Genomic DNA, 20,388 nt, shown 5'->3' with positions numbered 1-20,388 from the left:
TAAATAATTAAAAAAATCGCCGCGGTTAATTCTCTCTGCCTGCGTCTGTTTTCCCTGAGGCGTTGTCAAAAAAACGGTTCCGGTGGTTGTATAACGATCGATGAGTTAAAATTAATAGTCTGCGCCTATCCATTGCGGTGATTATGAAATAAAAAAGCGATCAAAGTCATAAAGTTAGCGGTAGAGTTACCGATAACGCTGATCGTCTGAGAAATAATCACATCGATGGAGTAAATATGTTCTTACACGACGTTAAAATCGGCACGAAATTATTTCTGGCGTTTGGATTCTTTATTGTCCTGATGGGGATAAGTGCGAATTTATCTCTGTTGAGCCTGAACCGGGCAAATAACGGGATGCAATCCATCATCACCAGCGATTATCCCACGACCGTAAAAGCCAACCAGTTAATCGAAAATTTTCAGGAATTTATTAGCACCCAACAGCTGATGCTGCTGGACGATCAGGGCACTTACACGGCGCAGTCAGAGCAGCATCTGAAGGCGATCAGCGAGCGTATCACCCTGATCCTCGGGGATCTGGACAAGGCCCTACAGGATAAACAATCCCAGCAGGTGCTGGCCGATATCCGCGGCGTTCGCCAGCAGTATCTTGACTCCCGCTACCGTATTTTGCAGGCGGTGCAGAACAACGATCGGGCGGGGGCGATTCAGGAGATGATGACCAGCACCCTCAGCCTGCAGCAGGCTTATAAGGCGAAGGTGCAGGCGCTGATTGCGATCCAGAACACCCAGATGCAGCGCGCAGGTGAAGAGGTGGAGGGCGATTTTAAAAGCAACCGCCTGGTGCTGATCCTCATCACGCTCTTCAGCGTGGTGGCGGGCAGCCTGATGGGCTGGTTTATCGTGCGCTCCATTACCCGTCCGCTGGGCGAGGCGGTGGGCTTTGCCCAGTCCATTGCCGAGGGCGATCTCACCCGCAACATTGCCTCGCACGGGAAAGATGAAACCGGCCAGTTGCTCACGGCGCTGATGGAAATGAAAGCCCGTCTGCTGGAGATTGTGCAGCAGGTGCAGACCGGTTCGGAGAGCATCTCCAGCGCCGCGGCGCAGATTGTGGCGGGCAACCAGGATCTGGCGGCGCGTACCGAAGAGCAGGCCAGCTCCGTTGAACAAACGGCGGCGTCGATGGAGCAGATCACCGCGACGGTGAAAAATACCGCCTCACATACCGGCGAGGCGACGAACCTCTCTGCGGACGCTGCCCGGGTGGTGAAACACAACGGCGAGATGATGCAGCAGGTCACCAGCAAAATGCGCCTGATTAACGAGACCTCCAACCGGATGTCCGACATCATCAATCTGATCGACTCCATCGCCTTCCAGACCAATATCCTGGCGCTGAACGCAGCGGTAGAAGCGGCGCGCGCGGGCGAGCATGGCCGCGGCTTTGCGGTGGTGGCCGGTGAAGTTCGCCAGCTGGCGCAGAAAAGCGCCACCTCGGCCAGCGAAATTCGTCAGCTGATTGAAAGCTCAACCAGCCAGACCCAGGACGGGATGGCGCTGGTGGAAAAAGCCAGCGGGCTGATTAATGGCATGGTGGGTAACGTGGAGGAGATGGATGTCATCCTGCGTGAGATCCGCCAGGCAAGCCATGAGCAGACGGAAGGCATCTCGCAGATCAACAGCGCCATTGGCCTGATTGACTCCACCACCCAACAGAACTCCGCCCTGGTGGAGGAGTCCGTTGCGGCGGCATCATCCCTTAACGAGCAGGCGATGAACCTGAAAGCGCTGGTGAAAGTGTTCCGCGTCGCCGCCGCTTAATCGAGCTGGGAGATCTCCAGCGCCGCGAGGTCGATCACGCCGATAATCTGTTTGATCTGCGCGTCGCTGGTCTCTCCCTGATTCACCTTCAGATCCAGCACCGCTTTAAAGTTATCCAGCGCCCGCTTCATCTGCGGGTTTTTGCGCAGCTCAAAGCCCACGCAACGCGCTTTGACGCGCGCCTGAATGTGCTCCAGATGGTCAAGGTTTTCCTCCAGCCACTGCTGCCCGGCAACGGTGATCTCAATCTTTTTACGCCCGTTCTCCTCCTCGGTGAGGGTGATGAACTGCTGATCCTGCAGGAAATCGAGCGTTGGATAGATCACGCCCGGGCTGGGGGTGTAGTTGCCCTGGGTCAGGGTCTCGATCGCCTTAATCAGCTCGTAACCGTGGCTGGCGTTGCGGGTCAGGATATCGAGGATCACCAGCCGTAATTCGCCGTGACCAAAGAAGCGCTGGCGGCGGCCGCCGCCGTGATGATGATCGCCGCCGCGTCCGCGGTGAGGGTGATCGCGGTGGTCATGGTCGTGAGAGTGTCGCATCGTTTTTCTCCGTATTTTTGATATATCTAATTTATATCTAAATCTTAAAAACAAGCAACGTCGTCGCACGTAATTTATTTAAGTTACTAATATTTAAGTTTTTTAATGTGTGTGGTTGGCTTTGGGATTGCGAAATCTTTCTATATCAAAAAAATCTTGCAATTCTGCTTATTAGCAATCATTATCATTTAACTTTCATTTCCGATATATCGATTTCACTTTCACGAAGGCACATTATGACCACTACCCGCTACCCTCAACGTGTTCGCAACGACCTGCGCTTTCGCGAGCTGATTGTGCTCCGCGTGGAGCGCGTCAGTACCGGTTTTCAGCGCATCGTACTGGGCGGCGAAGCGCTGGAGGGCTTCAGCTCCCGCGGCTTCGACGACCACTGCAAACTCTTTTTCCCGGAACAGGGCACGACCTTTGTTCCTCCGGTCGTGACAGACGAGGGCGTGGAGTGGGGTGAGGGCGTCCGTCCGCAGGCGCGGGATTACACCCCGCTGTATGATGCGGCCCGTCACGAGCTGGTGCTCGATTTCTTTATCCACGACGGCGGCGTGGCAAGCCAGTGGGCGGTAGAGGCAACGCCGGGAGATACCCTCTCTATCGGCGGCCCGCGCGGTTCGCTGGTGGTGCCGGAAGATTACGCCTGGCAGCTGTACGTCTGTGATGAGTCGGGCATGCCCGCCCTGCGCCGTCGTCTGGAGACCCTGCGCGCGCTGCCGGTGCGCCCGGAAGTGCACGCCGTGGTGACCGTGAGCGATGCCGCCTGTCAGGACTATCTGGCGCACTTAAGCGAGTTCAACATCACCTGGGTGGTGGGGCATAACGAGCAGGCGGTGGCGGAGCGTCTGGCGGCGCTCAGCGTGCCGGCAGACGATTACTTCATCTGGCTGACGGGGGAAGGGAAGGTGGTGAAAAACCTGAGCCGCCTGTTTGAAACCGAAGCCATCGATCAGAAGCTGGTGCGTGCCAGCGCGTACTGGCACGCCAAATAGTCAGGCCACGTCGTCGAGCTGCGCTTCGCTGACCTGATGTTCCAGCGAGGCGCGTACCTCGTGCAGGGCTTTCTCCTGCTGGGCGAAGTAGGCTTCCATATTGCTCAGCGAGGAGACCAGCAGCCAGGACTCCTCTTTTTCCAGCTCCGCCAGCTCGCTCACCAGGGTGTCGATCTGTTCGCGAACCTGGGCCATTTTTTTGCGGATACGCGTCAGATCGTTCAGCCGGTCGCTGGCCATCAGCGGCTCCAGCCCCTGATGCAGGCGGGCCACCAGGGAGCGGATCGCCTTCACGTCGCCGCGCTGCTTCGCCTGGTTCAGCTGCACCATCATGGCGTTCGCCTCTTCTTTCAGCTCGTCCGCCACCAGATCCGGGTGACAGAGCTTGCTCGCCTGGCGCCAGAGCCGTTTTAACTCGTTCTGATCCTCTTCGGAGAGGTCTTTGCCTTTGCGCAGCCGGATCTCCGCCTCATGCTGCTGCTCGCGGTATTTTTCATACTCATCGTTGGCCTCGTCCCGCGCCTGGCGGGCGGGCTCCTCTTCCCGGGTCAACCCGGTTTCCAGCTCCTGGGCTTCGGCCAGCAGGTTGGCGATCAGGTTGCTTTGCTGCTGCAGTTGCTTGCGCGCCGTGGCGGCCTGCACCGAGTCGGCAGGCTGATCCCGCCAGTGCCGGGTCAGGGTCGTCAGCACCTCCACCGCCTGGGCGACATACTGCTGGCAGCGGCGGTAATCCGCTTCCCGGCGGCGCGCCTCTGCCTGCTGACGACGCAGATTCAGCTCCGCCAGGGTTTTGCGCAGGGCGAGGATCTGGCTCATCAGTGGGCCGAGACGGGTAAGGTAGAGGTCGTTAAATTCGTCCAGCTGCTGGACGCGGGCGTTACGGCGATCGATAAGATCGCGCAGGCGCTCTTCCAGCGCTTTCAGCTCCAGCTTGCTGGCGGCCAGCTGCGGATCCCGCCAAGTGGTAACGGCACGCTGGCTCTGGAGCCATGCGGTAATGGCCGCCATCGCCCCGGTGTAGTTTTTCTGCTCAAGCGCCACGACGATCGCCCGCAGCTCCTCGTCAAAGGCTTCGCTTTTTAACCGTGCCAGCTGACTCTCGATGATGTCGTCATCTTCCAGTTCGATAGCATTTTTAATGATTTCCAGCCGTTTGATCGGTGTGCTCATGATGCTTTTCGCTTTTGCGCTTAAGTATTTGAGTTAAGGGTAGTTGTCAGGAAAACAACAGGGAATAATACACATGTCTGATGAATGGCGCGACGGGGGAATGCGTTAATCTTACCGTATCGGTCACGGTTCCGACCTGAGCGATGAAGCGAAGGTGGTGGCCCATGCCATTCTGGGCGGTGCCGTGGCGGCAATCCAGGGTAACAGTGCAGCGGCAGGTGCCGCGGGTGCGGCCACGGGCGAGCTGGCGGCGAAAGCCATCGCGGGTGTGCTCTATCCTGACGTAAAAGACCCGTCGAAGCTGAGCGAGGAGCAGAAGCAGACGGTCAGCGCCCTGGCGACGATTTCAGCGGGAATGGCCGGAGGGCTGGCGGGGGACAGCACGGCGTCTGCGGCAGCGGGGGCGGGAGCAGGGAAGAATGCGGTTGAGAATAACTAGCTGAGTAAGGATAAGCCCGGTATCTTCGATATAAATCCGATGTTGAAAATTGGAATTGAAGGTGCAGATGGCGATCCGCTGAAAGGTGGTGGTGGTGTAGCAAAAAGCAACAGTAGCACTATGCTGGGTCAGTATGGTGTTCAAACGGCCAGCAAGACTATATGGAAAGGAACGGGCAAAGAACGTATCGATGTCGAAAATCCTAATCCAGGCCAAAGGCCAGGAAAATTGCACTATCAAGATAATAAGGGTAATAAATATATCTATGATCCTAAAACTTATTCTTTCCCGGACGCGCCAAAATCAGTGAATAATTTATTGAAAGACACATCTTTTGAAAAGGCTATAGATAAAGGAATGATTCAATATTTGGGAGAGAAAAAATGATATATAATTCGCTGATGTTAGAGGCATTGCGTAATGCTTGTTGGAGTGACTTAGTATTGCCAAAAGAACTCTGTTTATGGGTTGAGAAAGGTTTTGTAAAGCAAGCAGACTGTTTTTTTCTTGCAGCTCTTTTTACAGTCTATCCAAATGATAACTATTTGATGGATAAGACTGGTGTTGAGTGTTTTGTTAACTCTTTTCATATAGATGATTATGTTTCTGAACGATACTTAGACTATGCTTGTTTGTTTTGTAATACCATTTTGAATAAATGGTCCCTTGAACGAAACGATAAAAAACTGAATATGATAGTGTCGATGGATGAATTTGGTGCGGTGGTTAAATTTCATGTAATACGGCAAGGTGAGACTTGGTTAAGTAATAACCTTGAGAAGTATGAAGAAGCAATTTTTGCAACGACTGATGTCATAAGTTAATAATCTCCTAAGATGCGCAAACGCGGCTCCCGCTACCACGGACGCGGCTGCGGGGAGCTTGCGGCGAAAGCGGTAGCGGGGTGGAGGGTTTTATCCTGACGTGACCGACCTGTCGAAGCTGAGCGAGGAGCAGAAGCAGACGGTCAGCGCCCTGGCGACGATTTCAGCGGGAATGGCCGGAGGGCTTGCCGGGGACAGCACGGCGTCTGCGGCAGCGGGGGCGGGAGCAGGGAAGAATGCTGCTGAGAATAACCTGCTGAGCGGAACGGAAGACGGTCATACTGTATTCGTGCAGGAACGCGCTAAAAATGTCATGTCCTGCACAACGGATCCAGGTTCCGAAAGTTGCAAAAAGGGCCTGGCGATGCAGAATGCGCTGATGGTGGCGTTGCCAGCCGGTCTGGGTGGTGGAGTACTGGCGGCTGCGACACCTGAGATAGTCGCGGCAGCACAGGCCGCTATCCAGGCCTATACCGGAAATGTGGTGCTGTGTCTGAATAATGCCGGTATCTAATTATCGGAAGCTATTGTACCGGGTGGCGTGGGTGCTGCCGGTGCGATAGGGATAGGGAAAACGACTGCAGAAGCCATTGCGGCGAAAGCTGAATCTGTGGCGGCTAATGCAGCCCACAACGCGGCAAACTATGCTGGGTTGAAGATGGATCTGAAAACAACTGAAGCAGCAAACGAACTTGTGGATAGTTTACGTAACACAGGGCAGTTGCCTCAGAACTATGTAAATAAAGCAGAGGCCATGGCTAATGGGTGGAAACCAGGGAAAGCATTAAATAATACAACTCCAAATGGACAGATAGGAGGGGATGTATTTGAGAACTCGACCAATTTACTTCCTTCTGCACCAGGACGTGTATGGCACGAAGCCGATGTCGGCTTGAGCAACACAATGTCACGCAGCAACCAAGCAGGTACAAGGCTTTTATATTCCGATGATGGTCTTCTCTACATCACCACAGATCATTATAGAACGGCGACTTCAATAGGTACGTGGAAATGACTGACAACGAAATTATATTGGATGGACAAAATATACATACGGAATCTGACTTTCACAGTCTTCTCGCTCAACTATTAGATTTTGGCCCATACTACGGGAAAAATCTGGATGCGTTATGGGATAGGTTAAGTACGGATGTGGAAAGACCTGTCAAAATAATATGGCTACATTCGGAACTATCGAGTCAACGTCTTGGTGTATGTTTTGACAAAATCATTCAAATCTTTGAGCGAACTAAGCAGCAGGATATTAAATTTTCTTGGGATGATAAATTTGATTATGTTCTGAAATAACGAAATTTCCGGCCTCAGCGCCGGGATCTTTTTACCTGTCAGCCCTTAACCGGTTCGATCACCAGTCTTCCCTGCTCAACGCTGATTATGACCGGCGTGTCGGTGCTGAATCCCGCTTCTGCCAGCCAGTTACCGTTCAGTCGCAGGCAGGGGCTGAATGAATACCAGATGGACATGCAGATACAGGCTTTTTAACAGCTTTGGTAAAAATGGAACGCGGGGCATAAAACCGCGTATCGGGCGTGGGGGTCAGCATCGGTGGCGGCACCAGCGGCTACGGTATCGGCGTCTTTGCCAATGTGAATGCGGCGAAGGGCCATGAGAAGGGTAACGGTACTGCCTGGACGGAAACTACCCTCGACAGCGGCGGCACGGTCTCGATGACCAGCGGGCGCGATGCCATCCTCGACGGCGCGCACGTGAGCGGTAACACCATCGTGGCCGATATCGGACGCGACCTCCTGATGCGTAGCCAGCAGGACAGCAACGATTATAAATCCAGGCAGAACAGCGCGACGCGGACAGCACAACCTGATGATAGTCAGCACCTATAAAAAAATCGGCACAGCATCTTTATTGTTAAATGAAAAAAAGCAAACCCCAAAATAATCTGAAAATGTTACCAACATAAGGTAATTAAATTGCCACCTGTCATAATAGATGCCCCAATAAAAATATGCGTCAGGAGAATAACAGGAAGTAATCAATTTGGTATTCATGAAAAAACCAGTGACTCATGGTTTGATTTATAGAAAATGATTGTCAGTGAGAGGCGCTAATAATTTTTTTAATTAGCCTGTTTTATTATAAGGAAATTTGAATAGCATGATAACAAAAGGACTAATCAGTTCGCTCTGCCTGAGCGCGTTACTGCTGACAGGATGTGCAACGGAATCCTCCCGTTCCGTCGAAGTCGCGAAAGTCGCCACCTATAACACCGCCTGGCAGGGCCAGCGCAGCCCAATCTCCGTTGGGAAATTTGATAACCGCTCCAGCTATATGAATGGAATATTCTCCGATGGTGTCGACCATCTGGGGAACCAGTCCAGGACCATTTTGATTACTCACCTGCAGCAAACAGGCCGTTTCAACGTGCTGGATCGCGCGAACATGGAAGAGATTAAAACCGAGTCCGGCATCAGTGGTCAGCGCCAGCAGTTGAAAGGGGCAACTTATGTCATTACTGGTGACGTGACGGAGTTTGGCCGTAAGGAGACCGGCGACAGGGCGCTGTTTGGCATTCTGGGGCGCGGGAAATCACAGGTGGCTTATGCAAAAGTGGCCCTGAATGTGATCAATGTCCGCACCTCTGAAGTGATCTACTCCTCGCAGGGAGCAGGTGAATACGCGCTCTCTAATCGTGAAGTGCTCGGCTTTGGCGGCACCGCCAGTTACGACGCTACGCTCAACGGCAAAGTGCTGGATCTCGCCATTCGCGAAGCGGTTAATAATCTGGTTGCCGGGACGGAGAACGGTGGCTGGAACCCGTCAAATACACATTAAAAGGAATTGATGATGGCAACTATAAATAAGCTCGTTACTGGCGCAGCACTACTGCTCCTGGCAGGTTGTGCAACCAATACGCCGCAAAAGATCTATGCGTGGGGGGATTATCAGACCTCGGTCTATGACTACTTCACCGGTAAAACCAGCCCGCAGGAGCAAATTGCTTCCCTGCAGAAGCTGATCGACGCGTCACGGGCAAGCAGCAAGCCTGTTCCACCCGGCGTGCATGCCCAACTGGGAATGCTCTACAGCAATACGGGTAACAGAGAGCTGGCGATGGCCGAATTTAATGCCGAAAAAACGCAGTATCCGGAATCGGCTTCGTATATTCATTTCCTGACCACGAAAAAATAAAGGGACGTAACATGAAAGGAATCTCAGCCCTCCTTACCCTGGCACTGACGCTGATCGTTACGGGTTGCTCCACTAATAAGACGCCGCCCGCTGATTATTCTGCCTTTCGGGAAAGCAAACCACGCAGCATCCTGGTGTTGCCGCCAAAAAATACCTCTCCGGACGTGAACGCCAGTCACGGCTTTCTGAGCAGCGTCACTCTGCCGCTTGCCGAGTCCGGTTACTACGTGTTCCCGGTTGCGGTGGTGGAAGAGACGTTTAAACAAAACGGCGTGACCAATCCGGACGATATCAGCGCGATCCCGCTGAAAAAACTGCACGAGATCTTTGGTGCTGATGCGGTGATGTACATCACCCTCACCGATTACGGCACCTCATACCAGGTGATTAGCAGCGAGACGCGCGTGAGCGCAGCGGCGCGGTTAGTGGATTTACGCACCGGGAAAGAGCTGTGGAAAGGCATTGCCACGGCTTCAAGCAATGAGGGTCAGAGTAATTCTGGCGGTGGCTTGTTGGGTATGTTGATCAGCGCGGCGGTGACCCAGATTGCGCATTCGGCAACCGATAAAGCGTATGATGTCGCTCAGGTGACCAGCGCCCGTCTGTTCAGCGCAGGGCCTGGCGGCTTGTTGTACGGGCCTCGTTCGCCAAAATATGGACAGACTGCCCTGTAATCTCCTTCAGTCCCGGCCCCTGCGCCGGGATTATTTATCTGCAACTTTCCCATTACCCGCCAGGCTGCCGTGCACCCGCCATACTCACCCCTTTATCCTGTTTTTCATAAACCCTGCTTATAGTTTCCTGTCGATATTAAGCTTTGCGTGCTATATTTTTGCTGGATTAATCTTTCGCCTGGGCGACATGGAGCGATATTTTATCTGTATGTTGGGGGTTACTGCTGGCAGAAAGTGGAGAAATTACGCGATCTGTCGATAAGCTTGTACATAGTATTAGCTCTACGTAATATGCATTAGAATATTTACTAAGCAAATATGACTACCCGTAAAGGGAATGCTTTATGGCGGTTGTTAATCACTGATCCCCTTTACACGTTCGTATTCCCACAAAAAGGTTGTCCCTGGCAAAGTCATGCAGGAAACAAATAATACTGACTTGTAAATCACGAGTAATGCCATGAAAAATTATGATGATTTGCAGCGTTTCAAGGATAAAACGCGCACCGGTGACATCAACTTCAAGGACTTGTCTGCGCAAAACAAGCAGGCTTCCAGTAGCGGCTGGGCGATCATCAACCAGCTGGCAGGTGTGAATAATGACGCGGCGCTGGCGAAAGCGGGCAGCGTCGCCGTACCGGTTCCCCAGGCAGTGCAACCCGGTGAGCTGGATGCTGCCTTTGCCAGTCTGACGAAGGCGCCTGCCGTTTCCTCGCCTTCGATCATGCAAAGCATGAATGTTGACCGCGCCGAAAAAGAGGCGCCGATGCAGCCTGCGCCCTCGCTGTTCGAACAGCTTAAACCTGAGGTGGCAAGCCAGCCGCCGGTGAAAGAGGCGCCTGCGCCGCAACCTGAGTTTCGTGCTACGCCTGCGCCGGTAGTGCCCATTGCGCACGCTACCCCTGCGCCTAAACCTGCAGAGCCGGTGCGCTTTGAGCAGCTGTTCGCCACCAAAGCGTCTGAACGTGCCAGCCATCCGGTGAAAGATCTTCCGTTACAACCGCTCCTGGAGAGAATCGCTTCATGCCGTTAGTGTGTATTTGCTCGCCAAAAGGCGGAGTCGGGAAAACTACGGTCACGGCCAACCTCGCTTATGCTCTGGCACGTTCCGGCAGTAAAGTTCTGGCCATTGACTTCGACGTACAGAACGCGCTGCGTCTGCATTTTGGCGTGCCGTTGTCTGACGGACGCGGCTACGTTGCCCGCGCCAATGAATCCGCCGACTGGAGCCAGTCGGTGCTGACGGCGGGCAACAATATGTTTGTCCTGCCCTACGGTGAAGTGACGGAAGAGCAGCGCCTGATCTTTGAACATAACCTCACCAGCGACAGCAATTTCCTGGCGCGCGGGTTAAGTTCTCTGCTGAACTATCCGGGGCTGGTTATTCTGGCCGACTTCCCGCCAGGGCCGAACCCGGCGCTGAAGGCGATCTCCCCGCTGGCCGATATGCACCTGGTGACCCTGCTGGCCGACACCGCATCGCTGTCACTGCTGCCACACATTGAAAACCACCGGCTGACCGGCGGCGAACCGCCGAACAACAAGGCCGGATACTATTTCCTGGTGAACCAGAGTGACAACCGGCGCCATATCAGCCGTGACGTCACCGCCTTCTTACAGCAACGCCTCGGCGATCGCCTGCTTGGTGTGATCAACCGGGATGAAAGCGTGCCTGAGGCCAATGCCTCACAGCAATCGATACTGGATTTCAGCGCCACCTCGGCGGCGGCGTTCGATATCGAGCTGGTGAGTAAGCGTATCGCGGGCATTTTGGGTATCCAGGTGGGGGACGGCGCCGTACACGCCAACCTGAGAACCTCCAGTTTCTGACGACAATTTCCAGGGACGTCCTATGAAAAAGGCGCTGTTTTATCTACTGCTATTGGTCTTAGCACCTATCGCCGTGCTCATTATTATCACCCCAATGGATAGCCAGAAGCAGTATATCTTCGGCTTAATCAGCATTGGGGCGCTGCTGCTGCTCGGCTTTAGCAAACATCACCGCGTATCGGTAATCATGATGATCGTGGCGGTGTTAATGTCCACACGATATATCTGGTTCCGGGCCACGCAGACGCTGCACTTTAATTCCGAAATTGAGGCCATACTGGGGATCGGGTTATTTCTCGCCGAACTCTATATCTGGATAACCATTATTTTGAGTTATCTGCAAAACCTCTTTCCGTTACAGCGCAAGATTGTGCCGCTGCCGGATGATATGTCGCAGTGGCCGACGGTGGATATCTATATTCCGTCCTATAACGAAAGCCTGGACGTGGTGCGCGATACCGTGCTGGCGGCGCAGTGCCTGGATTATCCGGCGGATAAGCTGAAGATCTATCTGCTGGATGACGGCAAGCGCAGCGAGTTCGCGGTGTTTGCCGCCAACGTCGGGGTAGGGTACATCACGCGTAACGACAACTCCCACGCCAAAGCGGGCAACCTCAACCACGCGATGAAGCTCACCAAAGGCGAGCTGATCTGCGTCTTTGACTGTGACCACGTGGCGACGCGTATCTTCCTGCAGGCGACGGTTGGGGCCTTCCTGCAGGATCCGAAGCTGGCGCTGATGCAGACGCCGCACTACTTCTACTCGCCGGATCCGTTCGAGCGTAACCTCTCCGCAGGCCGCGATATTCCTAACGAGGGTCAGCTCTTCTATGGGCAGATCCAGCGCGGTAACGATAACTGGAACGCCACCTTCTTCTGCGGCTCCTGCGCGGTGATCCGTCGCAGCGCGCTGGAAGAGATTGGGGGCTTTGCGGTGGAAACCGTTACCGAAGACGCCCACACCGCGCTGAAGATGCAGCGCCTGGGCTGGAAATCGGCCTATCTGAATATTCCGCTGGCCGCAGGGCTGGCGACGGAGCGCCTGGTGGTGCACGTGATCCAGCGTACCCGCTGGGCGCGCGGCATGACGCAGATTTTGCGGGTCGATAACCCCCTGCTGGGCCGCGGCCTGAAGTGGCAGCAGCGTCTGTGCTATCTCAACGCCATGCTCTCGTTCCAGTTTGCGTTGCCGCGCGTGGCGTTCCTCACCGCGCCGCTGGCCTACCTGCTGTTTAACCTGAACATTATCCACTCCTCGGCGAGCCTGATTTTCGCCTATATGCTGCCGCACCTGTTCCTCTGCATCTATGTGAACTCGCGGGTCAACGGGCGCTTCCGCTACAGCTTCTGGGGGGAGATCTATGACCTCGTGCTGGCCTTCCATCTGGTGCTGCCGACGGTGATTACCCTGATCTTCCCGAAACGCGGGAAGTTCAACGTAACCGATAAAGGCGCGCTGCTGGACGTGGGCTATTTCGACTTCAGCATTGTCCGCCCGCACCTGATCATCGCCGTATTGCTGGCGGCAGGGGTTGTCGCCGGGATCACGCGCGCCGTCGCGCATGACTATTTCAACGTCGATCCGATGGTTATCGCCCTGAACGTCGGCTGGGGTATCTACAGCCTGATCTTCCTGCTGGCGGCCATTGCCGTGGCGCGGGAAACCCGCCAGACGCGTAAGACGATCCGTATCGATGCCAACGTGCCGGTGGTGATCCACTACGCCAGCGGCATCTCCTCGCGCAGCCATACCCTGGATCTCTCCATGGGCGGCTGCCGTATTGCGGTGGTGGACGACCGTCACCTGACCGATGAGATCGAAGAGATTGAGCTACAGCTGCAATCCGGGGCGATCAGTATTCCGGTGAGCGTCATTGCCCACGATGAGCAGTATATACGCCTGATGTTTGCCGAGATCCCGCTGGAGCGCCGCCGCGAGCTGGTGCGCGTGGTGCTGGCCCGCGCCGATGCGTGGATCAACCCGCCTAAGCCGCAGGACAATCCGTTCCGCTCGTTGTTTATCATTATTCGCAGCGTATTTGATCTGTTCTGGCTGACCTGGAAAGACCGTCGTAATAAGCGTCGTCAACGCCATGAGGATGCAGGGCGCAGGAATAACGCCACCGAGGATACCGCTGTATGAAAGGGATGACCCGCAAAGCGCTGCAGATGTTGTTTGTATTTGGCGTCCTGGCGCAGCCGGTGACGGCGGAAGAGCCGACCACCGTGGAATCGCTGCTGCCGGTGGATTTCCCGCCCGCGACGGACACAGCGCAGTCCACTGAGGATGCGGCGCCGGCTTCCCTGCCTGCACCCGATACGCTGCCCGCTTTCCAGACCCCGCCGGCGGCAGAGGCGGCTGCGGAACCGGCTGCCAGCCCGGCACCGGATGCCATGCCGGTGACGCCCGACGCCGTTCCTGCTTCTCCGGTGCCGATGGGGATCACCCCTGGCACCAGCAGCAGTATCACCGTTGCCCAGATGGGGCAGCCCAATGGCGTGGTGTTAAGCGGTGGGCAGCTACAGGGGGGAATCGATTTCACCCTCTCGGCGGACCAGGTGATCACCAATGCCCAGCTGGAGCTGAACCTGAAGGTCTCTCCGGCGATGGCGGCCCGTAATACCACCCTGCAGCTGATGCTCAACGGCCAGCCGCTGGGGACGGTACCGTTGGGCTCTGCCGACAGTAATGTGTCGAGCTATCAGCTGGAGATCCCGGCGGCGATTGTGGTGTCACGCAACAACATCAGCTTCAAAATCAACGACGGCGACGCCCTGCTGTGCCAGCGGGATCTGTCGGACAATTATCAGGTCACCATCATGCCGAACACGCGTCTCGACCTGGAGGCGCAGCAGCTGAACATTGGCGCGGATCTGAGCCATTTCCCGCGTCCGTTCCTTGATGAGATGCAGATGACGCCGACCACGCTGACCTTCGCCTTCCCGGCCAAAACCCTGCCGGAGCAGGTGGGCGCGGCGGCGCTGATCGCCTCGTGGCTGGGGATCGAAGCGGACTACCGCGGTATTTCGTTTGACGCCCTGCATGACCAGCTGCCGGAGAAAAACGGCATCCTGTTCGGCAAACCGGGCGAGTCGATTGGCGGCCTGACGCTGCCTGCCTCTAACGGGGCGATGCTCCAGGTGGTGGATAACCCGGCCAACCCGATCTACAAACTGCTGCTGGTGGTGGGCAATAACGAGCAGCAACTGAAAAGCGCCGCATGGCGTCTGACCCGCGGAGAGTTCAGCGGCCAGACCACCAGCCTGCTGGTGGAGGCCCAGAACATCCCGGTCAGCAAACCTTATGACGCCCCGCGCTGGATCGCCACCGACCGCCCGGTGTTGCTGAGCGAGCTGATGCGTAAAGATCAGAGCCTGACGGTGACCGGCATCTGGCACGAGCCGCTGACCCTTGGGTTCCGTGCCGCACCGGATCTCTTTATGTGGGATGGCGACACCATTCCGCTGAAAATAGCCTATCGCTTCCCGTCCGAAAGCTGGATCGACGAACAGCGTTCGTACCTGTCGATGACCTTTAACGGCACCTTCCTGCGTAACCTGCCGGTAAACAAACAGGGCCTGCTGGAAGGGCTGTGGCACAAGCTCGGCGGCGATGCGCGCCAGGAGAACTTTGTCATGCCGCTGGAGCCCTATCTGATTTACGGCGACAACCAGCTGCAGCTCTATTTCAACATCCAGACCAAAGAGACCGCGCCGTGCAGCGTGCTGCTCAATAACAACATCAAGAGCCGTATCGACGAAGATTCCAGCATCGATCTGAGCAATTCGCGCCACTTCGCGCTGCTGCCAAATCTCTCTTACTTCGTCGGCGCATCGTTCCCGTTTACCCGTCTGGCGGACTTCTCGCAGACGGTATTACTCCTGCCGGAAAACCCGAGCGAAAGCGAGATTGGCACGCTGCTGGATCTCGCCGCCCGCTCCGGTAACGCCACCGGGACCGCGCTGAACAACAACCGCGTGATGTTCGGTCTGCCCTCTGGCGGGGCGAACCTGCTGCGCCTGAGCAACAGCGATGTGCTGGCGGTCTCCACGCTGGACCAAACCGCCTTCAACCGCGCGCTGCTGGCCCAGTCGCCGTTTATCAGCAACGAACACACCTTTGGGGTGCGCGAGCCGAAGATGCTGGAAAAAGCGCAGCGCTTGCTGGAGGGCGACTGGAACGCGTCGGGCGTCGATGCCGACCGCTACTTCTCGTCGAACGAATCCTGGCGCGGCTTTGTCAGCTTCCGCTCCCAGTGGAACCCGCAGCGGCTGGTGGTGATGGCGATTGGCAGCAATGACCAACAGCTTTCGCGTCTGCATAACGATCTTAACTCGGCCCGCATCAACGCCGGGATCCGCGGCGATACGGCGATCATCACCGATGAAAACGGCGTGCGCAGTTTCCGCGTCGGCCCGCAGTTCCCGAGCGGCCAGATGCCCTGGTACATGATGGTGGTGTGGTATGCCACGCAGCACTCCGCCATGCTGGCAATTTTTGGCCTGCTGTTCGCGACGATTATTGGCCTGAGCCTCTACTCGTTACTGAAAAAACGCGCGCATAAACGACTTAACCCACAGGATTCAGATCGTGAGTAAGGGTGGTAACACTATGGAAAATAAAAACAAAACCGCCAGACATCTGCCTGTGCTTTGCCTGTTCAGCGGGCTGGCGCTCGGGGGCCTTCAGGGCGCCCAGGCGGCGGATGCCGCGCAGTCGGCCAATAACCCGGCGCTGAAAGCGCTCTTCGACCAGGCGAACTACTGGCACGAAAAGTCTCACGATAACCTGGCGATGGAATCGCTGAAAAAAGTGCTGATGGTGGACCCCAATAACACCCAGGCGCTCTACCTGATGGCGCTGTGGTCACAGCAGGCTGGGGACATGAAAGGGGCCGCGCAGTGGCGTGAGCGCTTAACGGCGGTCTCGCCGCAGGATGCAAATCTGCAGGCGCTGGATAACGCCAAACAGATGCAGCAGGTGCCGCGCGGGCAGCTGGAGCTGGCCCGCCAGCAGGCGCGCAGCGGCAATATTCCCGCCGCGCTTAGCACCTGGCAGAGCCTGTTTACCGGCAACCAGCCGCCGCCGAGCCTGGCCCCGGAATACTATCTGACCATGGCGGGGGACAAATCCCTTTATCCGCAGGCGGTGAGCGAGCTGCGTCAGCTGCGCGTGCAGTACCCGCAGGATAACAACGTCAAAATTGCGCTGGGCAAAGTGCTCACCTATCAGGAGAGCACCCGCCGCGAGGGGATGGATATTCTCCAGGATCTGGCAAGCGGCAGTCAGGACGCGGATAAATCCCTGCGTCAGGCTCTGCTCTGGCTGGGGCCGCAGGCGGGTGACGAAGCCTATTACCAGACCTACCTCCAGCGCCATCCCACCGATACCGCAGTGCAGGACTACTTCCGTAAAAGCATCGGCGGGGCGGCAAAAGGCGAAGGCTATGTGGCGCTGAACAGCGGCAATACCGACACCGCCCGCAGCCAGTTTGAGCAGGCGCTGAAGACCAACCCGGAAGATGCCGACGCCCTGGCCGGGATGGGCTACGTGGCCCTGCGCAAGGGCGACTACGCCGCAGGCGCGCAATACCTGAACCGTGCAGCAAGCCTGGGCGGAAGCGCCTCTGAGGAGCGCAAGCAGCAGGCGCAGGATGCCGAGTTTTACGGCCAGCTGGCCCAGGCGCAGGCGGCTTACAAACAGGGTAACGTCAGCCAGGCGCTGGCCCTGAGCGCACCGCTCGCCCAGCGCAGTGGCGAACAGGGGGCGGCGGCGAAGCTGTTCCGCGCCGACGTCCAGCGGCATAACAAAGATTACACCTCGGCGGAGCAGACCCTGCGCGGCCTGCTGACCGAGCAGCCGAACAACGGCGCGGCCCGGGAAAACCTCTACTACGTCCTGCGCGAGCAGAACAAAACCGCCGAAGCCCAGGCGATGTTGCAAACCCTGCCGGCCAGCCTGCAGGCGAGGCTCCAGCCGCGCGTCTCCGGCGGCAACCCGACCGATCCGTTGCGTCGTCAGGCGCAGCAGGCGGCGGCCAACGGCGATCCGCAGCGCGCCATTGCGCTGTTGCAGCAGGGGACGGCCCGCTATCCGTCCGATCCCTGGCTGCGTCTCGATCTTGCGCGTCTGTTGCAGAAACAGGGACGCGACGCAGAGGCGGCCAACACCATGGCACCGGCCTTCCGCCCGAACGCCAGCAACAGCGAACTCTACGCTGCCGCGCTGTTCGCCAGTGAAAACAACGCCTGGCAGCAGTCGCAAACCCTGCTGTCGCGTATTCCGGCCTCCAGCCAGAACCGCGATATGCGCGAGCTGTCGCAGCGGGTCAACTACAACCTCCAGATGAACGTCGCCGAGCGCTATCTGGCGCAGGGCGATCGCACCGCGGCGGCCAACACCCTGAAAGCCCTGGCGGCGCGTCCGCCACAAAGCCCGGCGGATGCGGGCAAGCTGGCGCGGATGCTGGCCCAGAGCGGGGATGTCACCACTGCGGTGAGTGTGGTCCACGACAACATGCGCCGCGGCGTGCAGGGTAACGCCGGGGATTATGCCGATCAGGTGGCGGTGCTCAATCAGGCGGGGCTGGGCAGCGAAGCCCAGGCCTGGCTTGCCAGCCCGGAGTTGCAGTCCCGCAGTACGCCAACCCAGCTGGCGAGCATTCGTAACGGCTACGTGATCAACGAGGCCGATCGTCTGCGCACCCAGGGCAACTATGCCGCGGCCTACGACAAGCTGATCCGCGCCATGCAAAACGATCCGCAGAACACCGATCTGATGTTTGCGATGGCCCGCGTCTATCAGTCCGGCAAGATGAATAAAGAGGCAGGGGTGGTCTACGACTACCTGATGACCCGCGATACACCGCAGCAGGATGCGCGGGCCGGGGCGATCGATGTGGCCCTGGCCAGCAAAAATGTCGATAAAGCGAAGCAGCTGAGCGCCGGGCTGACCAACGACGGTTCGCCGGAGCGCCTGCTGCTGCTGGCGCGGGTCTCCGAGGCGGAAGGCAACCATCAGCAGGCGATGAGCTATCTGCGCACCGCGCGCGGCAAGCTGCTCGGCCTGCAGAATAACACCGGTGAAACCGCCCCAATGCTGGGCGGCCTGGCACTGGCCGACAACCCGTTTGTGGGTACCTCCAGCACCGGCGAGGTGGCGGCGTCGCCGTCGCTCTACGGCCAGGCGATGCCGTGGCAGGTGGCCCAGCTGGCGCGTAATCCACAGACCGCGCCGCCGGGTACCGTGCGCACCGATCTGCCGGTGGAAACCGCCCAGGCCGGTACGCTGCGCCAGGTGGATAACATGATGGAGATGCTGGTGGATAAAACCGCCACCTGGGCGCGAGGATCAACCTCCCTGCGCGCGCGTGACGGCGAAGATGGGCTCAGCAAGCTCACCGAGATCAAGGCGCCATTGCAGTGGTCCACCGTGCCGTTCGGTGATTCCCGCCTGGACGTTAACGTCACGCCGATAAGCCTCGATGCGGGTACCTCGTCCGATGAATCCAGTCGCCGGTTTGGTACCGGGGCGCTGATTCAGGGCGGCGTGGCCGAAGAGCTCTATAACGCCTCCACCACCACGCCGCCTGAGCTGCCGAATATCGACAAAATCAAGGTGCCGTCCCAGGGCTCGCAAAGCGCTCAGGGTGTGGAAGTGGCGATGGCGCTCACCGGGGATCAATACAAAATTGACGTTGGCTCCACGCCGCTGGGCCAGGATCTGAATACCGTCGTGGGTGGGATCCAGTGGTCGCCACAGCTGACCGATTACCTCAAGCTGGTGCTTACCGGCGAGCGTCGTGCGGTGGTAGACAGCCTCCTCTCCTATGTTGGCGTTGAGGACAAATACAGCGGCAAGAAGTGGGGCCAGGTCACCAAAAACGGCGGCAGCGCGCAGCTGAGCTATGACAATACCGATGCAGGTTTCTACGCCGGGTTTGGCGTGTACGACTATGTCGGGGAGAACGTGCCGAGCAACACCAGCGTCACCGGCTCTGCGGGGGTCTATTTCCGCCCTTACTACGCCGCCGACCGCGAGCTGAAAGCCGGCATCAACATGAACTACATGAACTTCGACAAAAACCTGAGCTACTTCAGCTACGGGCAGGGGGGCTATTTCAGTCCGCAGGACTATATCAGCGTCTCCTTCCCGGTGGATTACACCCAGAAATATGACAACTGGAACCTGGGGTTAGGCGCGTCGATTGGTTATCAGTCTTACTCCCAGGATGAGAGCCCGTACTTCCCGACGGACGCGGCCATGCAGCGCCAGCTGGAAGATTACGTCTCCCGTGGTTTCGCCAAAGAGGCGTTCTACAAAGGCAACAGCGAAAACGGCCTGGGCTACAACCTGCGCGCGTCCACGGACTACAAACTCAACAAAGATATGACCATCGGCGGGCAGATTGGGTATGACACCTTCGGTGATTACAATGAAAGCACCGCAAGCCTCTACTTCCGCTACCTTCTGGGGAACAAGTAATGAACGATCAACAGCTTTTGCACTATTACCAGCATCAACAGTCCCAGTCGGGCTGGTTTGGACTGATCCACGTGATGGTTGAGACGATGGTGGCGAACGTCGGCGAGGCGCAGAGCCGCGCCTTTCTCGTGCAGATGGGCGACGCCCTGGGCGAGCGCTTCCCGCTGATGCTGGCGCACACGGTGGGCGAACTCGAAGAGCAGATCAACGCCCGGCTGGCGGCCTTTAACTGGGGCTATATTGATATTGATGCCAGCGACACGGCGATCCGCATCGTGCATACGGCATTGCCGGTGCCGCCTGAAGAGGCAAAGCAGATGGCCTGGAACCACGCCTTCAGCGCGGTGCTGGAGGGACTCTATGCCCGCTGGCTGCGCGAGCAGGGCGGAAAATCGCACGTTTCACTGTGGCGGGAGGCATCCCCCTCGGCTACGGTTATCCATTTCAGATATCAAAACAATCAATAAG

Annotated in this window: 18 protein-coding genes and 3 pseudogenes; 18 read left to right on the top strand and 3 right to left on the bottom strand. The window is 57.1% G+C overall.

Features of this window, described 5'->3' with window-relative positions; genetic code table 11:
* The first annotated feature begins 236 nt into the window (after positions 1–236).
* Entirely contained in the window at positions 237–1,787 is a 1,551-nt protein-coding gene (locus GNG29_RS19850) for a methyl-accepting chemotaxis protein (RefSeq protein WP_156655256.1), read from the top strand.
* Here the strand turns inward: GNG29_RS19850 and GNG29_RS19845 are convergent.
* Complete coding sequence (locus GNG29_RS19845) at positions 1,784–2,329, bottom strand: PadR family transcriptional regulator (RefSeq protein ID WP_156655255.1); 546 nt, start codon at positions 2,327–2,329, stop codon at positions 1,784–1,786. The genes GNG29_RS19850 and GNG29_RS19845 overlap by 4 nt on opposite strands.
* 236 nt (positions 2,330–2,565) lie before the next feature.
* On the opposite strand from GNG29_RS19845, the gene GNG29_RS19840 reads away from it, so the two are divergent.
* Positions 2,566–3,330, top strand: a complete 765-nt coding sequence (locus GNG29_RS19840) for a siderophore-interacting protein (RefSeq protein WP_156655254.1) — start codon at positions 2,566–2,568, stop codon at positions 3,328–3,330.
* Here GNG29_RS19840 and GNG29_RS19835 read toward each other — a convergent pair whose 3' ends face one another.
* Positions 3,331–4,500: a DNA repair protein gene (locus GNG29_RS19835; protein ID WP_156655253.1), complete on the bottom strand. Its 1,170-nt coding sequence runs from the start codon at positions 4,498–4,500 to the stop codon at positions 3,331–3,333. It lies immediately after the preceding gene.
* 157 nt (positions 4,501–4,657) lie between these two features.
* On the opposite strand from GNG29_RS19835, the pseudogene GNG29_RS19830 reads away from it, so the two are divergent.
* From GNG29_RS19830 to GNG29_RS19805, 6 genes and pseudogenes are all read left to right on the top strand, one after another.
* Positions 4,658–4,936: pseudogene (locus GNG29_RS19830) on the top strand (VENN motif pre-toxin domain-containing protein); the annotation flags it as partial.
* A gap of 42 nt (positions 4,937–4,978) precedes the next feature.
* The gene (locus GNG29_RS19825) at positions 4,979–5,326 is read left to right on the top strand and encodes a hypothetical protein (RefSeq protein WP_103177100.1); all 348 of its coding nucleotides are present in this window, start codon (positions 4,979–4,981) and stop codon (positions 5,324–5,326) included.
* On the top strand, positions 5,323–5,763 hold the full coding sequence (locus GNG29_RS19820) for a hypothetical protein (RefSeq protein ID WP_156655252.1): 441 nt from the start codon (positions 5,323–5,325) through the stop codon (positions 5,761–5,763). The genes GNG29_RS19825 and GNG29_RS19820 overlap by 4 nt, the downstream gene beginning before the upstream one ends.
* A gap of 39 nt (positions 5,764–5,802) precedes the next feature.
* Positions 5,803–6,025 (top strand): annotated as a pseudogene (locus GNG29_RS23545) (VENN motif pre-toxin domain-containing protein); the annotation flags it as partial.
* 279 nt (positions 6,026–6,304) lie between these two features.
* The gene (locus GNG29_RS19810) at positions 6,305–6,778 is read left to right on the top strand and encodes a ribonuclease domain-containing protein (RefSeq protein WP_197431825.1); all 474 of its coding nucleotides are present in this window, start codon (positions 6,305–6,307) and stop codon (positions 6,776–6,778) included.
* Positions 6,775–7,071 carry a barstar family protein gene (locus tag GNG29_RS19805; RefSeq protein ID WP_103177098.1) on the top strand — a complete coding sequence of 99 codons (297 nt, stop codon included), beginning with the start codon at positions 6,775–6,777 and terminating at the stop codon, positions 7,069–7,071. The genes GNG29_RS19810 and GNG29_RS19805 overlap by 4 nt, the downstream gene beginning before the upstream one ends.
* 38 nt (positions 7,072–7,109) lie before the next feature.
* Here GNG29_RS19805 and GNG29_RS19800 read toward each other — a convergent pair whose 3' ends face one another.
* Entirely contained in the window at positions 7,110–7,247 is a 138-nt protein-coding gene (locus GNG29_RS19800; protein WP_156655251.1) for a SymE family type I addiction module toxin, read from the bottom strand.
* 63 nt (positions 7,248–7,310) lie between these two features.
* Here GNG29_RS19800 and GNG29_RS19795 point away from each other — a divergent pair.
* From GNG29_RS19795 to bcsD, 10 genes and pseudogenes are all read left to right on the top strand, one after another.
* Positions 7,311–7,583 (top strand): annotated as a pseudogene (locus GNG29_RS19795) (hemagglutinin repeat-containing protein); the annotation flags it as partial.
* A gap of 313 nt (positions 7,584–7,896) precedes the next feature.
* Positions 7,897–8,574 (top strand): CsgG/HfaB family protein, encoded by a 678-nt coding sequence (locus GNG29_RS19790; protein WP_156655249.1) that lies wholly within the window; start codon positions 7,897–7,899, stop codon positions 8,572–8,574.
* 9 nt (positions 8,575–8,583) lie between these two features.
* Positions 8,584–8,931: a DUF4810 domain-containing protein gene (locus GNG29_RS19785; protein WP_409201129.1), complete on the top strand. Its 348-nt coding sequence runs from the start codon at positions 8,584–8,586 to the stop codon at positions 8,929–8,931.
* Positions 8,932–8,942: 11 nt separating this feature from the next.
* Positions 8,943–9,605: a DUF799 domain-containing protein gene (locus GNG29_RS19780; protein ID WP_103177093.1), complete on the top strand. Its 663-nt coding sequence runs from the start codon at positions 8,943–8,945 to the stop codon at positions 9,603–9,605.
* Between the two features lie 460 nt (positions 9,606–10,065).
* Positions 10,066–10,638, top strand: coding sequence for a cellulose biosynthesis protein BcsO (gene bcsO, locus GNG29_RS19775; protein WP_156655248.1), 573 nt, complete (start codon positions 10,066–10,068; stop codon positions 10,636–10,638).
* A complete protein-coding gene (bcsQ, locus tag GNG29_RS19770; protein WP_156655247.1) occupies positions 10,629–11,435 on the top strand; it encodes a cellulose biosynthesis protein BcsQ in 807 nt (268 codons plus the stop codon). Before bcsO ends, bcsQ begins: the two co-directional genes overlap by 10 nt.
* A 22-nt stretch (positions 11,436–11,457) precedes the next feature.
* Positions 11,458–13,578 (top strand): UDP-forming cellulose synthase catalytic subunit, encoded by a 2,121-nt coding sequence (gene bcsA, locus GNG29_RS19765; protein ID WP_114316629.1) that lies wholly within the window; start codon positions 11,458–11,460, stop codon positions 13,576–13,578.
* A complete protein-coding gene (gene bcsB, locus GNG29_RS19760; RefSeq protein ID WP_156655246.1) occupies positions 13,575–16,034 on the top strand; it encodes a cellulose biosynthesis cyclic di-GMP-binding regulatory protein BcsB in 2,460 nt (819 codons plus the stop codon). The genes bcsA and bcsB overlap by 4 nt, the downstream gene beginning before the upstream one ends.
* A gap of 13 nt (positions 16,035–16,047) precedes the next feature.
* Positions 16,048–19,920 carry a cellulose biosynthesis protein BcsC gene (locus tag GNG29_RS19755; protein ID WP_156655245.1) on the top strand — a complete coding sequence of 1,291 codons (3,873 nt, stop codon included), beginning with the start codon at positions 16,048–16,050 and terminating at the stop codon, positions 19,918–19,920.
* Entirely contained in the window at positions 19,920–20,387 is a 468-nt protein-coding gene (gene bcsD / locus GNG29_RS19750) for a cellulose biosynthesis protein BcsD (protein ID WP_103177088.1), read from the top strand. The genes GNG29_RS19755 and bcsD overlap by 1 nt, the downstream gene beginning before the upstream one ends.
* Position 20,388 lies beyond the last annotated feature (1 nt).

Source organism: Leclercia sp. Colony189 (assembly GCF_009740165.1).
Lineage (GTDB): Bacteria > Pseudomonadota > Gammaproteobacteria > Enterobacterales > Enterobacteriaceae > Enterobacter.
The sequence above is the reverse complement of the archived record's forward strand: the minus strand, read 5'-3'. Positions and strand labels throughout refer to the sequence as shown.

Bases quoted from the DNA above. Each gene is read 5' to 3' on its own strand.
- GNG29_RS19850 (WP_156655256.1), top strand. From the start codon at position 237: ATGTTCTTACACGACGTTAAAATCGGCACGAAATTATTTCTGGCGTTT.
- GNG29_RS19845 (WP_156655255.1), bottom strand. From the start codon at position 2,329: ATGCGACACTCTCACGACCATGACCACCGCGATCACCCTCACCGCGGA.
- GNG29_RS19840 (WP_156655254.1), top strand. From the start codon at position 2,566: ATGACCACTACCCGCTACCCTCAACGTGTTCGCAACGACCTGCGCTTT.
- GNG29_RS19835 (WP_156655253.1), bottom strand. From the start codon at position 4,500: ATGAGCACACCGATCAAACGGCTGGAAATCATTAAAAATGCTATCGAA.
- GNG29_RS19825 (WP_103177100.1), top strand. From the start codon at position 4,979: ATGTTGAAAATTGGAATTGAAGGTGCAGATGGCGATCCGCTGAAAGGT.
- GNG29_RS19820 (WP_156655252.1), top strand. From the start codon at position 5,323: ATGATATATAATTCGCTGATGTTAGAGGCATTGCGTAATGCTTGTTGG.
- GNG29_RS19805 (WP_103177098.1), top strand. From the start codon at position 6,775: ATGACTGACAACGAAATTATATTGGATGGACAAAATATACATACGGAA.
- GNG29_RS19800 (WP_156655251.1), bottom strand. From the start codon at position 7,247: ATGTCCATCTGGTATTCATTCAGCCCCTGCCTGCGACTGAACGGTAAC.
- GNG29_RS19790 (WP_156655249.1), top strand. From the start codon at position 7,897: ATGATAACAAAAGGACTAATCAGTTCGCTCTGCCTGAGCGCGTTACTG.
- GNG29_RS19785 (WP_409201129.1), top strand. From the start codon at position 8,584: ATGATGGCAACTATAAATAAGCTCGTTACTGGCGCAGCACTACTGCTC.
- GNG29_RS19780 (WP_103177093.1), top strand. From the start codon at position 8,943: ATGAAAGGAATCTCAGCCCTCCTTACCCTGGCACTGACGCTGATCGTT.
- bcsO (WP_156655248.1), top strand. From the start codon at position 10,066: ATGAAAAATTATGATGATTTGCAGCGTTTCAAGGATAAAACGCGCACC.
- bcsQ (WP_156655247.1), top strand. From the start codon at position 10,629: ATGCCGTTAGTGTGTATTTGCTCGCCAAAAGGCGGAGTCGGGAAAACT.
- bcsA (WP_114316629.1), top strand. From the start codon at position 11,458: ATGAAAAAGGCGCTGTTTTATCTACTGCTATTGGTCTTAGCACCTATC.
- bcsB (WP_156655246.1), top strand. From the start codon at position 13,575: ATGAAAGGGATGACCCGCAAAGCGCTGCAGATGTTGTTTGTATTTGGC.
- GNG29_RS19755 (WP_156655245.1), top strand. From the start codon at position 16,048: ATGGAAAATAAAAACAAAACCGCCAGACATCTGCCTGTGCTTTGCCTG.
- bcsD (WP_103177088.1), top strand. From the start codon at position 19,920: ATGAACGATCAACAGCTTTTGCACTATTACCAGCATCAACAGTCCCAG.